This window comes from Streptococcus saliviloxodontae (assembly GCF_016908655.1).
GTDB lineage: Bacteria > Bacillota > Bacilli > Lactobacillales > Streptococcaceae > Streptococcus > Streptococcus saliviloxodontae.
In genome coordinates this window covers 1-15,330 of record NZ_JAFBEI010000009.1, presented here as the reverse complement: position 1 = coordinate 15,330, position 15,330 = coordinate 1, and the positions used below count along the sequence as shown (strand labels likewise).

At 39.8% G+C, this 15,330-nt stretch carries 10 protein-coding genes; all 10 read right to left on the bottom strand.

Annotation, left to right across the window (positions count from 1 at the left end; genetic code table 11):
* Positions 1-95: 95 nt before the first annotated feature.
* Positions 96-761, bottom strand: coding sequence for a DUF4956 domain-containing protein (locus tag JOC31_RS02940; protein ID WP_205016697.1), 666 nt, complete (start codon positions 759-761; stop codon positions 96-98).
* 30 nt (positions 762-791) lie between these two features.
* Positions 792-1,529: a polyphosphate polymerase domain-containing protein gene (locus tag JOC31_RS02935; RefSeq protein ID WP_205016696.1), complete on the bottom strand. Its 738-nt coding sequence runs from the start codon at positions 1,527-1,529 to the stop codon at positions 792-794.
* The gene (locus JOC31_RS02930; protein WP_205016695.1) at positions 1,516-3,297 is read right to left on the bottom strand and encodes a CotH kinase family protein; all 1,782 of its coding nucleotides are present in this window, start codon (positions 3,295-3,297) and stop codon (positions 1,516-1,518) included. Before JOC31_RS02930 ends, JOC31_RS02935 begins: the two co-directional genes overlap by 14 nt.
* Positions 3,298-3,308: 11 nt before the next feature.
* Positions 3,309-4,796, bottom strand: a complete 1,488-nt coding sequence (gene pelG / locus JOC31_RS02925) for an exopolysaccharide Pel transporter PelG (protein WP_205016694.1) — start codon at positions 4,794-4,796, stop codon at positions 3,309-3,311.
* A complete protein-coding gene (gene pelF / locus JOC31_RS02920) occupies positions 4,796-6,196 on the bottom strand; it encodes a GT4 family glycosyltransferase PelF (RefSeq protein WP_205016693.1) in 1,401 nt (466 codons plus the stop codon). Before pelF ends, pelG begins: the two co-directional genes overlap by 1 nt.
* 39 nt (positions 6,197-6,235) lie before the next feature.
* Positions 6,236-8,071, bottom strand: coding sequence for a DUF2194 domain-containing protein (locus JOC31_RS02915; RefSeq protein WP_205016692.1), 1,836 nt, complete (start codon positions 8,069-8,071; stop codon positions 6,236-6,238).
* Entirely contained in the window at positions 8,064-8,972 is a 909-nt protein-coding gene (locus tag JOC31_RS02910) for a hypothetical protein (protein ID WP_205016691.1), read from the bottom strand. The genes JOC31_RS02915 and JOC31_RS02910 overlap by 8 nt, the downstream gene beginning before the upstream one ends.
* Positions 8,973-8,982: 10 nt before the next feature.
* A complete protein-coding gene (locus JOC31_RS02905; RefSeq protein WP_205016690.1) occupies positions 8,983-11,070 on the bottom strand; it encodes an NAD(P)-dependent oxidoreductase in 2,088 nt (695 codons plus the stop codon).
* A 426-nt stretch (positions 11,071-11,496) separates the two neighbouring features.
* On the bottom strand, positions 11,497-12,849 hold the full coding sequence (locus JOC31_RS02900) for a DUF4832 domain-containing protein (RefSeq protein ID WP_205016689.1): 1,353 nt from the start codon (positions 12,847-12,849) through the stop codon (positions 11,497-11,499).
* Positions 12,850-13,056: 207 nt separating this feature from the next.
* Complete coding sequence (gene metG, locus JOC31_RS02895) at positions 13,057-15,120, bottom strand: methionine--tRNA ligase (protein WP_205016688.1); 2,064 nt, start codon at positions 15,118-15,120, stop codon at positions 13,057-13,059.
* Between the last annotated feature and the right edge of the window lie 210 nt (positions 15,121-15,330).

Below are 15,330 nucleotides of genomic sequence, written 5' to 3'. Positions count from 1 at the left end.
ATCATTACATCAAACTGTGTTTGCAACTATTCTTTTATTATAGCAGAAATTCAATCAAATAGTCATCTTTTTGCTTAAATTTTAAAAATTTTTAATCAACCGTGATACTCACCATTGTACTGAATCAAGGTAACATCATCAACACCTGCTACATTTTGAATCTTATCGGTGAAACTAAGGTTGTCATCTTTACAGAAAACTTCGATAGATAGCTCTGTTTGACCTCTACGGCTAGTTTTTGATTTAACAAAGTATTTTAATTTTCCGAAACTTTGGAAGATAGCTTCCTCAGCTTCCTTATCATGGTAGTGAATCACGGTAATATAAACCTTACCAGACTGTTGGTAGTAATAGAAAATCACAAACAAGGCAGTCATCACAACAGCTGCTACAATCGCTAAAAAGTACATCTTAGCGCCGACCGTTATCCCTGTTGTAATTGCCCAAAAAATATAGAGCAAATCCATGGGATCTTTTATGGCAGTTCGATACCTAACAATAGACAAGGCACCGACCATACCGAGGGAAATCACAATATTTGAACTAATTGCCAAGGTTACCATACAGGTTAGAACAGTCATACCTACTAAGGTAATCGCAAAGCTCCTTGAAAAGACTACTCCTGTATAAAATTGACGATAAATCATATAAATAGCAACCCCCATCAAAATGGAGATGACTAAAGCAAGCATAATCTGCCACAGGTCCTCACCAGTATAAGAACTGACAAAGGATTTTTTCAAAACATCTTGAACACTCATTTTTCTCTCTCTTCTGTTTCATTGTCGGTCTTACTTAGACCCATTTTCATACCAATAATTGGTAAAACTGTGCTTATAGTTCGATTTGTCATAGCAGAGGACATATTTTGATACCGCAGTATACTCCGTTGCATCAGCTGGTACGATTGCCTTGACGATATCAGGGTAAAACTCCGTGTACTTAACTTCCATAACCAACTTGTCTTCTTCTAAAACTTCCAAGGTAGGTAGGCTCGCATCAAAGATGTCAAAACTGCCAACGGCTGCACGAACATTTTCATCAAAGGTGACACGAACTGTTCCCGCCTCAAGAATCCAAGGCTCACGCTCATAGTCAACAATCGTCCGTGGGCGCATCTGATTGCTTACACATTCCACATAAAATTCTTGACACAAGGGGTGTGGGCTTGTTAGCAAGAACTGATAGTCCCCATCTAAAATCTTATAGAACTCTTCTCTCGTTAAAGGAGCATCTTCCTTGTAAATATAGGCACCATGTTTTTTCTTACGTTCCAATTTGATGACATCATCAGTAAAGTTATAGATACGAATACGGTACTTCTTCCTCATAAGAATCCCTGCTTCTTTATCCTCGTAGGCACTATTCCAATAATCATCAAAGTAAAGACTTCGAATCGTGTAGCTTCTCTCTTTCACATGCTTATCAAGATGCAAAATATCTTTCAAACGCTGCCTAATGAGGACTTGGTCCTTCTTAGAAATCAGGTACTTCTGCTCATGACGAAAAATTTCTTTAGTTGAGTTCATAAACATCCTCTTTAATTGTTCCATCAGTATCAATAAAGATAGATTTTACACCTGTTACTTTATGCGACTCTGACGTCACATAATAATCAAAGGCATATTGAGATTTACCTGATGTATTGGTTGCTTTAACCCTAATATAATATTGACCTGCAGCAGGCAAATCTGTTGTTACTGTGGTTAGACTAAGATTATCTTGTTTGAAAATAGTCGATGTAAAGTTATAATCCGTTGACACCTCGACTGTGTAAGTAATATCCTCTTTTCCAAAATCATAAGAAGCATCCCAAGTAATCTTCATTTTATTACCCACTTCTTTTGTCGGAGTACCGATAAAGAATGGCATTGGTGTCTCAAAACTATCATAAAATGACTGTCTATTTTGGGCAATTTCACCCGGTAAGGCATTGAGTATCTCTTGATATTGAGTCATATTGACACCCAACTTTAGACTATCTGGTGATTTGTTAATAAAAGGACTCACAACTGTAGACAATTCTGTGGATAAACTAGTAATCTTTTGATCTGTTAAGTAATTCTGACGCAAATCCTCAATAGCTGCTGTCAATTCTTTACGAAAACTTTCTGTCTTCAAGGCACGTCTAAACAGAAGATTTCCCCAATAATTACTAACTCCAGTCTCCCAAGCAGCATCTCCTGGGTTCCCTTTAATCTGATACTCTGTTTTAAATAAAGAACCGTCATTATCCCAAGGAATAAAATACCAACGTTCAGAATTTAATGGGCTATAGAAGTACATGTTACGGTTTTGCGTATCATGATTTCCCATTAAGATATTAAAGGCCATCCAATAAGCTAAATTGGTACGATCAAGATTCTCATCTAATACTTTATCAAAGTCCAAACTAGGGTCATTAACTTTATCAATTAAATCAAGTAATTTCTGATGATCATCCGAACCTTTTATCTCTAACTTTTCTTCAAATGCTTTTTTATCGTATGTGGCATCACTACTCAATTTGATAACGTCGTCTTTATAAAATTCAAACTGATTGATCTTATACAGCTGACCACTGGTGTCCAGATTGTGAGCTTTTTTACCAGCATTATTGAGTTGCTCAACCTGTGTATAAAGCCCATAGTCAATAAAGTCATTTGGAGTCGTGCTATTAGGATCTTTAACATAGAGGTGAACAAACTCTGTTCGTAAACTCAGAAGTTGTGGGATATCCTGCAGTAAGGTATAAGCCATCATATTTCGAAATCTTAACCCTTCTGTTTGGTGCTTGTTAAGATTTATAGTGGTTTGACCGTAGTAGCTTCCCTTATCCTTCTTAATAGCTATCTTATAATTCTTTTGTGGATTTCGACTTGACGTTTGACCACGTACTTGGACTGTTACATTAGGCGTCTGGGCATCGTAGCCCAAGGTTCCTGCCTTAGGACCATTTTCATCTCCAACTTGTAAAATAGCATTGACTTTATAGCGGCTAACTCCCATCTTGTCATAGTCGTAGACAGATAAACCATTGACCTCAGACCAAGTGTGATTAGTATTATCAGACTGACTTCCTGTACCAATCGTTAGATACATGGTTTTGACATCCGTTCTACTGGTTGTTTCATAGAGAGCCGTATTATCTGCCAAATGATAATTCTTATCATCATAAGTATTGACTTCTTTTTTCGTCTCAGTGACGGTTTGCTTGTCATTTGAAGATTGACCTGATATCAGCTGAGCCAACACGACTAATACAATAGTTGCTAGAAGGAGACCGACAACTCCCAATAGGCTTTTATTTTTTCTCATTTTGACTCCTCTTACTCTCTCTCGTTGCTTCTATCATGTGCAAAGGTTTGTACAGCTTTTTGGTTTAATCGCTGCGCTAAACAATGAAAGAAGCCATCTTTTTCTTCCTCAACGAGAGGAAGTCTTCCTAGAAATTGGTACAAAACACGATGATTTAAATCTTCCATCTGAAGCCACATCATCATAAAATAAACAGCATTTCCAATCAAAAATCCAAAACCAAAAAATACTGGATTGGCAAGTAGGAAAAATAAGGTGGCAACTGTAGATACCGAAGCAAATACTAAGGTTCCCTTAAAACTTCCTGCAATATTCCCAAAATACTGACTGGAAAGATTGATGACATTAGCCATTCCATAAATCGCATAAGAAACACAGAGAATTCTAAAGTAACCACTGATTGTATTATTAAACCCTAAGGGTAGGGCATTTAAAACCACTGTTCCCAGAGAAATCATCACCATCGTTACCATGAGTTGGATCCAGACGGTCTTTTTGAGACCTCTATTAAGGCAGCCTGTCATCTCTTTTTCAGCCTGTCTCAGCTGAGTCAGACTAGCACCACGTGTAAAGCTGGTGTAGTAGTTACGATAAGAACGGTAAAAATCAACTTCTAAAGAGACGATAAAACTAATCGTAGTCGCTAACATGGTCAGTGACGCTAAGAAGAGCGTTAAATCATAGTAAGGAGCGATAAAAAAGAGACCCTTCACACGCTGTCCAATCGGACTAAACCAGATGATAATAATATGACCAATCAAACCAACTTGAGTCAAAAAACCACTCCAAGCCAGTTGCCAAAAATCATCAAAATAAGCTAAGAAATCAAATAAATGATGCCAATCAATAGTCCTTGGAAAATGATGGTACAACAGTAGCGTTGACTGAACGTTAAAGCCAGCATAGCCCATCACAAGACCTGAAATAACTGCCGCAACTGGCGTTAACCCTAATATCAGAAAGAGACCTCCCATGACAAAAGTTAGGACGATGGTTACACCAAAAGCCTTTATTATCCCAATATAATCTTGAAGTACTGTTAAGTAATTCATGGCATTCCACGATAACAATAACTGACAAAATAACAACCAGGCTAAAAGACCATAAAGAATCCCCAAGCCAGATACGATAATAAAGAGACCATACAAGCTAGCTCCAATAGCCAATACAACTCCCTGACTACCCCAATAAGTTGCCAATAAAAGACTCAAATCCTTGTGAAACAGGCGGTCAGAAACAAAACGTGATACAACAGGTGCCGTGATACCATTGACCAACATTGATGCTAAGATACCATAGGTTAATATGGCCACCATCAAGTTACGATCAGTGATATGAAAGTTAGCAATAGCTGTCAACAGATAAGCCGCAACTAGAACCAACTCTCCCAATATCAGAGGGACTAGGGTGACAATACTTGCGTATGAAAAAGCTCTGACTTTTGACTTGTAAGATTGGTCCTTGACGATTTTATTGATAGCAAATCCAATCCCAGCCATCACATCACCTCCTGGTACATACGACGATATTGGTCAATCATCAATTCATATAGGTAATAACGCTCAGCACGTTTTTGGGCAATCTCTCCCATCTTAAGACGCAACTGACGAGATGAACACATTTTTTCCATCGCATGCGTCAAACCCAGGCGATAAGTTGGAGGAACACAGTAACCTGCAATCCCTAACTGATCGTCTTTATTTCCCTCAAGCAATTCACGGCAACAACCAACCTCAGTTGTCACACAAGGGCGACGGGCAGCCATTGATTCGATGACTGATAGAGGCTGGGCTTCTGAAATACTGGTTAGTATCGTGAAATCTAATTTCTCCATATAAGAAATCACATCAACTTGTCCTGTAAAGATAACATTCCTGATGTCAAGTTGTTTCACCAAGTCTAAGCACTCACGGTTGTACTCCTCATCATCAACTGCTCCCATAATATGGAGTCTAGTTTGAGGATAGGTTTGAGACAGCTCATAAAAAACATAGAGCATGGTTTTGATATCCTTGATTGGCGCAATTCGAACAACTGCACCAATATCCACCCAGCCATCTTCTTCCTTGAGAGGAATTGCAGCAAAGCGATCGTAGTGAATACCATTTGAAATCACACGACACTTTTCAATGTTACAACCGACCTCTTCTTGGATAGTCTTAGCTTTCTCATACAGACTCGTCACAATCTCTGCTCGATCATAAATCAGATTGGACAGCATATAAAAATAACGAATCCACTGACGTTTCATACTCGGTAAAACCCAATCAGAACGTAGGATTTCCTCTTCGCGTTCGCGCGTGTAAATACCGTGTTCTGTTAACAAAAGCGGTGCCTTGTGTTGATAACTTCCTAGAGAAGCCAAAAGTCCCGCATAGCCTGTCGCAATCGCATGATAGGCATCAGCCTTGGGCAAATCCTGTGTCATGAGATACAATACCGTCAACAACATTGACCTTGTTGAATGAAAAATATCTGCGAAGGACTGTTGATTGTGGTGCTCTTCCACACACTCTGTCAACAATTCTAAGAAGGTAGGGCTCTCCAGAAACTGCATTGGATTAACCTTACGATCGTTAAAAATCCTAAAAAGAACATCCCAATTAGGTGACTGACAAGCGATAAGCTCTTTAAGTGCTTTTCTCTCTTCCTCACTAAAGCCTAAGGCTTGACTATTATCGTTACTAACAGATAAGGCGCTGTCCAAGAAAATTTCTTTAACCTCAACAACATTATCTGCTAGATCATATTTAAACTGCCCTCTCAGGCTTTCATTTGAACCAATCGTGACCAATACAAATTCATGTTCGGTCATCTCATTGATGTAATTATGCATCCAGGAGGAAACCCCTCCGTGAACGTAAGGATAACATCCTTCTAAGACTAAACAAATCCTCACTTCTTTTCCTTTCAAATCTCTATATCATCTTACTACTTACTACTTAACAGTTTTACGAGTCATTTTTACGTCAGCTTGATGTGCTCTAAGGAGGTAAAGGTTCTCTCCAACCTTTTTCAAACTTCCTCCTGTCGTCTTACCAATGTCTCCCTCATTGATACGAACCATAAAGTAAGCCTCATCCACTAGATGATCGATGTGAAAAACAAAGGCATCTTGACGAACTTCTTTTGTCACATTGACACTAGCAAAACGCTGAATACTGCCTCCCATCTCAGATTCCGTCTGGTTACGAATCATAGGGGCTGCTTTGTAAAGCCAAGAAAATTGGCGTGAAATATTTTGGTACATTTTTTTCCAACCCATCTTGGCTCCACGATCAACATCCAAAGGATCATCTGGGTGCACAAAATGATGACTAACCATGTGGAAATTCAACTCTGATAGCATGGTTAACTTGATGTAATCATCGATAACAGTTCCGGATGAAATCCGAGGTTCTTCCACAATACCGTCTTTTGCGACATCAAATTCTTGGGCATACTCATGTCCAAGGGTGGTATAACTTGAAGCAATCACGCGGATTTGAGGGAATTTATCAGCTATCAATTGACGTCCCTCAGGCGATAAAATATTGGACGGTGGTACATAAACAGATGACCTTATCCCTGGAAAGACATAGCTGGTAAAATTAGCCAACTCCGTCAATGATTTTTCCATAGCATTGACGTCTTTCCATTTTTTATAACTAAACTCTCCATTATAATTCACATAAGGTAGACTTAAAGGTTGGTGGTTGTAGCCGTGATAGCCGATTTCGCCACCCATTTGGAGCAATTGATTTCCAAAATAAGTGAATCGCGACGTATCATTTTGACGCTTTTGACTACCTGTCGTATCATCTTCATAGTTTTCAATCACAACACCTGTGTATTTCAAACCGTACTTATCAGATAACTTGACCATATTTGGCCACCAAATATTGGTGTAAAAATCAGATACCGACATATTGTAATCCCTAGAGATATAAGTAGCATCTCCACTAGGAACAGGGGATGGAAAATCGTCTAGCGTAAATGCCGAAGAATTAATCACTGGGTAAATACCCACATCAGATAGCAAGGAGTAAGAGGAAGTATAGAATCCTCTCATGGATTGCTCGTAAATCCCAAAGTTATCCACAACAACGCGACCAGTTCCTAAACGATAAGACCAAATCAAAGGAACCTTTGAATCATCGGCTGTCTGCATATAGACCTTAGCATCTTTGGACAAACCAACTGACCAAGACGAATCGTAGCCATTTTCAATGGCATAAGACTGACCTCCGCCTAGCATAAAGCCTTTTTTGATAAAGATAGAGCTGACAAGTGCATTTGAATAGCTTGAGGTATCAATACCGATTTTTTGTTCAATAAGACTAACTAGGGTATCTTTTTGAAGCGTCATAGCAAACATCACATTGCCACCTGCTTCGACCCAGTCCATGATATCCAACACTCTTTGCCCCAAAGGTTCGATATTGGGGGTCAAGATAGTCACTGTCTGATAATCTGCTAAATTGAAAAGCGATTCCTGAGAAATATCCACATAAGTCGTCGCCACGCGCATATCTTCAAATATCTGCTTAAAACCAGGTAGAGCTGCCTGTGACGTTTTATTGGTTGAATCATAAATAGCCAAGTTGGTCGGTTTTACCCTTGCCAAGGCCTCCTGCTTTGACTGAACCTTCTTATCGTCCAATAAGTAAGCATCATGATTCGTTACCTGATACTGGATTCCTTTTCTCTCCAAAAATAGGCCACCTGCAATTACTATCAGTAATCCAAAAACAATTATTAGGCTGGTAAATTGATAGCCTTTTTTCCTAAACATATATCTTCTCTCCCTGACTAGATAGCAAGCGAGTAACAAAATCTCTATTTTCTGCTGAGAAATAGACCCTCTTTTGCCTTACCGTTTCTAAATAAAGCGATAGTTCTTCTTGATTTTTTTCCAAATAGAGTTTTTGAAGGTGCAAGAGGCAAGTCTCCTCCGCAAATGGAAATTGCTTATCCATATCTAGTAAAAGACTAGACAAACTCTCAAAATCGCCAGCTTCTATCAGATAGTTCCCTAGAGTAACGAAAAGCCCCTTCTCTCTCACAAGCCCCTCCTGAAGCAAGGTCTTGACGCGACTGATATACTGGTGTCGTAATTGCTGAGCATAGTGCCCTTCTGCAATGTGACTCTTTATATAAAGGTCTAAGAATCTGGTATAAGCTAGCTGGTTCGCAACTGTAGGGGCTTTGCGGACCTGTTCTGTTAGCTGACGCAGTTTGGTGTCGTACTTGGCTGTCAACTCAGATAAAATCGTTGTCGCGTAGTGAACCACTTCGACATCATCATTTAACCTTGCCGTTTGTAACAGAGGAACGAACCGTTCTGCAGACTCGAAAATTAAATCAATCAATAACTCACGCCTAACACTAGAGGTATTTAAAAGCAAGGCTTCCCTAAAAGGAACAATTCCTTTAACATCAAAATCAGTTATAGCACTCTCTAAAGCCTCTAAGGGCTGGTCCTCACTTAACCAAGGTACAATCTCATCAAAATGGGAAGGTTCTGGTCTTTGCCTCTCCTGAAAGATCCAGTACCATATCAAAACGCCCAAGATAGGCAGTAAGAATCCTACCACAACAAGAGACCGAGTTAGTGAAAAATTAACTTTATTTACCTTATATAGGCTAAAAAGAACCAAGACGATATGTAAGACTAAAACGATAACTAGTAACATATCCACCTCCTCAGAGCATAAGCTGTTCCAGACGAATAGCTTCTGCCGCATCCTCAACACTCTGAGCAGATAACACTTCATATCCCTCAGCGATAGAGGTTGAAGTGTCTGCTCCTTGACTTAATGTCAGAAGCATCAACTGGTCCTCTCCTTGTCCCAAGGTATCAAAGGCACCTAAACTAGACTCAGCTCTTTTTACGACGTTCTTGTTAGCCTGGGACAGCGTAAGTACCCTATAAGTATCTCTCAGACTGACCTTCTCATCTAAGGCAAGGACCTTCCTTCTAAAATCTTGGACTGTTACCACTGTCTCTTGAGAAGAAGCCAGCTGCCTACTTTTTAGTAGGCAGGACTCAAATGACTGCTCTGCAAGCTTTCCTGTCACCTCAAATAGATTTTGGTGGTAGAGATTAACCTGCTCTAAGCCAACTTGCGTCACCACAATAACATAAGACTGACCACCATAACCTAAACGAAGGAGGTAGTTTGGATAATCCAAGCGTAGGTGCTGATTGATCCAGACCGGTTGACAATCAATCTCGCCTAGCAAGGTCCTTAATTTATCAATCGGATAAAGCTCTTTAGAATCTGACAAAGTATGTAAAAGACGTGTCACTCCCTGACCCTTTTCCTCATAAAGGAAGATCTCTCTTGTCTTAAATTTGTCCGACAAGTGATTCATAAGTGTTAACAAGAAGAATTCTGGGTAGGCTGTATCTAAGCTCTTCAATAAACTTAGTACTTGAGCATAACTCTCTTTTTGTTCCAAAACTTGATAGGCAAGTTCTTTCTTATCATCTAGCAGGTGCTGTGAAAAAGTCTGCTCTAACTGCAACTCTTCTTCAAGAGCCTCTTTAGATTCCCTTAATTGCTCCAATTGTCCCAACTTCTGATCCTTAATCGTTCCAGCAAGCATACCAGCAATCAAATAAATCATATAAGGTAGCCAATTGAGCGGTTCAAAAAAGAGAGTGGCTAGGGTAGAGCCAGTGTGTAAAGCCTGACCTAAAAAACCTACGATAGCTAGCACTGCAGCTGACAAACCGTATGGAGTCCCCAATGTTATCCCTACCAAAAGCACCGCTACAAAACGAAAATCCAAGTGACTGGCATAAAGACGACTATCAACGCCATACGATAACCCTTCAGACACAAGCCAAATGACCAATAAATAGAGAAACTTTACAAGGTGAGATTGATTGTCTAAGCGATTTAGTAACTGTTGAGCCCCCTTTCCTGTCTCCTTTGTTTTAGCCCCCTCTCTATAAAGAGTAGGGTCCAATTGATCGACGGTTTCTAATAGCGATAACTGTGGAAACCAGCCATAGGTTTCTTTTAACCAAGCATTCGTCTCAGTCATTTCAATGACAGGAAGGTCCTCTTGACAGAAATCCTCCAAGCTCACAGAAACCCCTAAACCTTTTGAAAGAGCTTCAAGCACGTCTTTATAGGTTAAGGCTAGGCTATCGTGCATCATAAACTCACTACTAGAATCCTCTTCCCAGTAATCTAGTAAACGATAGACTAACTTCACTAAGTCATGACTAGCCACGTAGTAGCAAATCTGGTCAGGATGATAAGCTACCTCAGGGTGGGTCTGATTGATAAGATGTGAACAAAGCTTATAAAGGCTATCGCCCTCAAGCGTCTCATCATAGAGAAAGAGACTGGTCAAGAGCTTAAAGTCAAAACCTTCCTGACTAGCAGCCATTTGGCAAAGGTCAACTGTATAGTTTAGAGACAAGGAACGACTCGTTTCCTGATGGAACAATAAATCTGGTCCTACAACATAAAGAAATCTGACAGCCGAGCGACCTTTTAATGCATCTAAAATCATTTTAAGCTGCGCTGCTTCATCTAGCTGCTCCTCAGCAGCATTTAAGGATTGTGATAAATAGATGACCGTATCAATATCAAAACGATCAATCACACGATCTATAGAAGTAGACCTCTGACGAGGAATCACAGTAAGTCCCCTTCCTGTATCTACCTCAGAAGCCTTTAATTCCCCCAAAACAAAAACATGTGTTTCTAAAAAGAAAGCGCTTAAATCCTCTCCTGAGATATAGCGCGTATTACCTGTCACTAAAATTGCCATCGTTTCTCTTCCTTTTTCTCCTAATTGATAACATCTTAATTAACGCGAATATTATATACCAAAGGTTAGCATATTATTACAAAAATGTCAATTTATTTGAAAATTCTTTACAAAAAAATACCCTATATTACAACTTTTTATACTTTTTTTCAGTAAAAGACCTTCTTTTTTTCTGAAAAAAAGCCATTATCCTAAAAAATATTAATATTATAGCAGCGACTACTCATTATTTCCAAACTGAATTGACATTTTAATAATAAGGATTCATCAGCCCAATCTCTCGATAGCAACATTTGAGTCATTAAAAAACAAGAAATTATTCTCATATTTGAAAAAATAATTTCCTAATGAATGACTTTAGAGGCAACAAAAAAGTTAGCTCTCCTTATCTTTAGGATCACTAACCTCAATACGCTATATTCTTGCTTAAAACAAACTAATCTCTCTCGAGGACTCTTGACCCTCCATCAGTAGTTTCACAGCTGGTTTGTCAGTCATAGGGTCGATAATAGCCAAACGTAACTGCCCTCTCAGATTGCCATCAGCTGTCACAAAAGATTTGGGCAACTCATTAGTAATCGTCTGACTCTGATCTGGTAAAATTTTCCTTAAATCCATTGAAAATGGTGCTGAGTCTAGTACCTTACCTGACGAATCGACGACTTGGAGACGAACGGACCAGTCTTTATAAAACGGAGCCTGCCCTGCATTATGCCAAGTCAAACTGAGCGTTTTTTGTTTTCCATAACCCTTTAAAACAGCCTTTGAAATCCATAAACGATAGCCCAGGTCGGATAATAACTGGTAATAGCCTTCAGAATTTTTTTCAGCCACTTTAGGTCCTAAAAAACTGGTGTGGGACTGTCTAACCCACTTTCGCGTTTCTGACAATCTTGTGGACATTAGCGTTTTCATACTAATGCCACTCGTCAATTCACCACCGACTGGTGCTGATTGCCAATAATCTGACATAGCTACTAAAACCGACTCTCCTGTCTGATTATAACTACCTCCAGATTCTATCCATTTTAACCATTCTTTGGTATCTGAGATAGAGCCTGCCATGTCATTATAAAGCCCCAATCCATTTTTCTTTGCAGTTGTAAAGGGGCGACGCATGAGAAATTGACTGCCTGTAAAATCAGCTGTCAGCCAAGGACTGACAAAATTTTCCAACTCTGCGAATCGAGGAAGAGAGGGCACTCCCTCAGCAGTATTCACATGCCACTCTCCCCAGTGTCCTACACCTCCAAGCTCAATATAGGCGATAAACCCATCATCACCCCAACGCTGAGCCATTGCCTGTACAGCTTTTTTATAATAGGACTGCAACTTTTTATCAGCATAATTAGGCGAAAAACCTTTTCCATAAGAAGTACTATACCAAGCTCCAGGATGATCTAAACTTTCATAAAGCCAGTTAGGAATGTCCTTATGTTTCTCTTCTGTTGGATAATCTAAAATAAATCGAAAAACCACATGCTTCCCTTCAGAGCGCCAGCGATCAAACTGATTTGCCTTCTCAATAGCCTCCCACTGAAACTGCCCCTCTTTAGGCTCAAGCTCAGCCCAAGTCACATCCACATAAAGTAGCTCAACATCCTTAGATACTTCCTCATCAGTCGCTTGTGGAGCATACCCCATCAAAGGATTACCTATCACCTTTGTCGAATAAGTATAGGTTTGTTCCTTTTTGTGATTGAGATAGCCAGAAACCAAAACCAAACCCAGACCTCCTAAAATAAGCATGACACATAAAACTACCACGTACTTTTTCATTACTCTCCCTCTAACACCTCGTTCGGTGACGCTGACCTATATTATAACAAGCTAAAAATAAGAATACAAGGTCAGAAAGCAAGGTCTCATAAATGCAAAAAAAGAAGCCAGAACAAACGTTCTTAACTTCTTCACCTTGTTAGACTATTTTCAAGATACACTTCTCTGAAGTGAGCCTGAAAAAAGCTAATTTAAGTCTATGTTGTTTTACCCAATCACACTACCGTTTGGTACCGATGGATCAACCGTTAAAACAGTCAGCTTGCCGTCATGCTCTGCTGAGAGAATCATGCCTTGACTGACATATTTTTTCATCATTTTACGTGGTTTGAGGTTAGCAACGATTTGGAGTTTCTGACCGACCAATTCTTGCTCGTTTGGATAGAATTTTGCAATACCTGAAAGGATTTGGCGATCTTCGCCATCACCTGCGTCCAAACGGAAGCGAAGCAATTTGTCAGAACCGTCAACTTTTTCCACTTCTTTTACTTCTGCCACACGGATTTCAACAGCATCAAAGGTCTCAAACTTAATCTCATCCTTGCTTGACTTGAGCTCAACTTCTTCTGGATTCCACTCATTGTCAGTTTCTGGTTCATCAACCTTCATTTGGCTCTTAATGTAAGCAATCTCTTCTTCCATGTCTAGACGTGGGAAAATTGGTGTCCCTTTAGCTACAACAGTAACATCAGACGGAAGACCTGCTAAATCAAGGTTCACAAGATCAAAGCTTGCACCTAGACCCAATTGCTCCATGATTGCATTTGATGTCTCCATCATAAATGGTTGAATGAGATGAGCTGTCACGCGCAGACTTGCTGCCAAGTGCGCCATAACAGCTGCAAGGGCTTCTTTATCCCCTTCTTCCTTAGCAAGTACCCAAGGTGCTGTCTCATCGATGTACTTATTAGTACGTGAAATGATTGCCCAAACTGCTTCAAGAGCTTTTGGATAATCGACAGCATCCATGTATTTATGGTAGCTAGCAATATTATCAGCAACAACAGCTGCCAAATCAGCATCGAAGTCAGTGACATTTTCTTTGTAGGCTGGAATTTGCCCATCAAAGTACTTGTTAATCATAGCAACCGTACGGTTGAGGAGGTTTCCGAGGTCATTTGCCAACTCATAGTTGATACGGCTAACGTAATCTTCTGGTGTGAAGGTACCGTCTGAACCAACTGGCAAACTACGCATGAGGTAGTAACGAAGTGGGTCAAGTCCGAAACGTTCGACTAACATTTCTGGATAGATAACATTTCCTTTAGATTTAGACATTTTACCATTTTTCATGACAAACCAACCGTGAGCAACCAGTCGGTTTGGCAATGGCAAATCAAGCGCCATCAAAATAATTGGCCAGTAGATAGAATGGAAACGTAAAATGTCCTTACCAACCATGTGATTGATTTCTGGATTGACGGTGAAATCCCACGTTTTGCCGTCTTCATCCGTCCATGATTTTGTGACGGTTTGATCAAGCCAAAACTTGTCAAAGTTAGAAGAATCTGCTTGACCATAGCCAAGAGCTGTCGCATAGTTAAGAAGGGCATCAATCCACACATAGACCACGTGCTTTGGATTTGACAGAACAGGTACACCCCAAGTAAAGGTCGTACGAGACACCGCCAAGTCTTCTAAACCAGGCTCGATGAAGTTTTTAAGCATCTCGTTCATACGACGGTTTGGACTAATAAAATCAGGATGCGCTTTGAAGAAAGCTTCTAGATGTTTTTGATATTTGCTGAGTTTGAAGAAATAAGACTCTTCTGAAACCAACTCAACTTCATGACCTGATGGTGCCAAACCACCAATAACCTTACCTTCTTCGTCACGATAAACTTCTGCTAACTGGCTTTCTGTGAAGTATTCCTCATCAGAAACAGAGTACCAACCTTGGTATTCCCCAAGATAGATATCACCTTTTTCAAGCAAACGCTCAAAGACCTTGGCAACCACTTCTTCATGGTAATCATCTGTTGTACGGATGAATTTGTCATAAGAAATATCCAAAAGTTCCCAGAGTTCCTTAACGCCAACAGCCATACCATCAACGTAAGTTTGAGGAGTAATGCCAGCTTCTTCTGCTTTTTGCTGAATCTTCTGACCATGTTCATCAAGACCAGTCAAATAGAAAACATCGTAGTCCATCATGCGTTTGTAACGCGCTAAAACATCACAGGCAATTGTTGTGTAAGCAGAACCGATGTGCAATTTACCAGAAGGGTAGTAAATCGGCGTTGTAATGTAGAATGATTGTTTTTCAGTCATTGTCAAATCCTTTCATGGCTAATGAAACCATTTTATAATTCCCTCAAATAAGGAGGGAGTGAATACTTTATTATAGCACAAAAGCACAAACAATTATAGCTAGTCTGCACCAAGTCACGACAAACGCATGAGATACTCCATTTCATTTTCTGAACGACAGAACCTTTTTTGACCTAAAGTAGTCGGCTTAGATATTTGTCAAAGGATAAA

Coding starts and splice junctions, on each gene's coding strand:
- JOC31_RS02905 (WP_205016690.1), bottom strand. CDS start 11,070: ATGGCAATTTTAGTGACAGGTAATACGCGCTATATCTCAGGAGAGGAT.
- JOC31_RS02935 (WP_205016696.1), bottom strand. CDS start 1,529: ATGAACTCAACTAAAGAAATTTTTCGTCATGAGCAGAAGTACCTGATT.
- metG (WP_205016688.1), bottom strand. CDS start 15,120: ATGACTGAAAAACAATCATTCTACATTACAACGCCGATTTACTACCCT.
- pelG (WP_205016694.1), bottom strand. CDS start 4,796: ATGGCTGGGATTGGATTTGCTATCAATAAAATCGTCAAGGACCAATCT.
- JOC31_RS02900 (WP_205016689.1), bottom strand. CDS start 12,849: ATGAAAAAGTACGTGGTAGTTTTATGTGTCATGCTTATTTTAGGAGGT.
- JOC31_RS02910 (WP_205016691.1), bottom strand. CDS start 8,972: ATGTTACTAGTTATCGTTTTAGTCTTACATATCGTCTTGGTTCTTTTT.
- JOC31_RS02915 (WP_205016692.1), bottom strand. CDS start 8,071: ATGTTTAGGAAAAAAGGCTATCAATTTACCAGCCTAATAATTGTTTTT.
- JOC31_RS02930 (WP_205016695.1), bottom strand. CDS start 3,297: ATGAGAAAAAATAAAAGCCTATTGGGAGTTGTCGGTCTCCTTCTAGCA.
- JOC31_RS02940 (WP_205016697.1), bottom strand. CDS start 761: ATGAGTGTTCAAGATGTTTTGAAAAAATCCTTTGTCAGTTCTTATACT.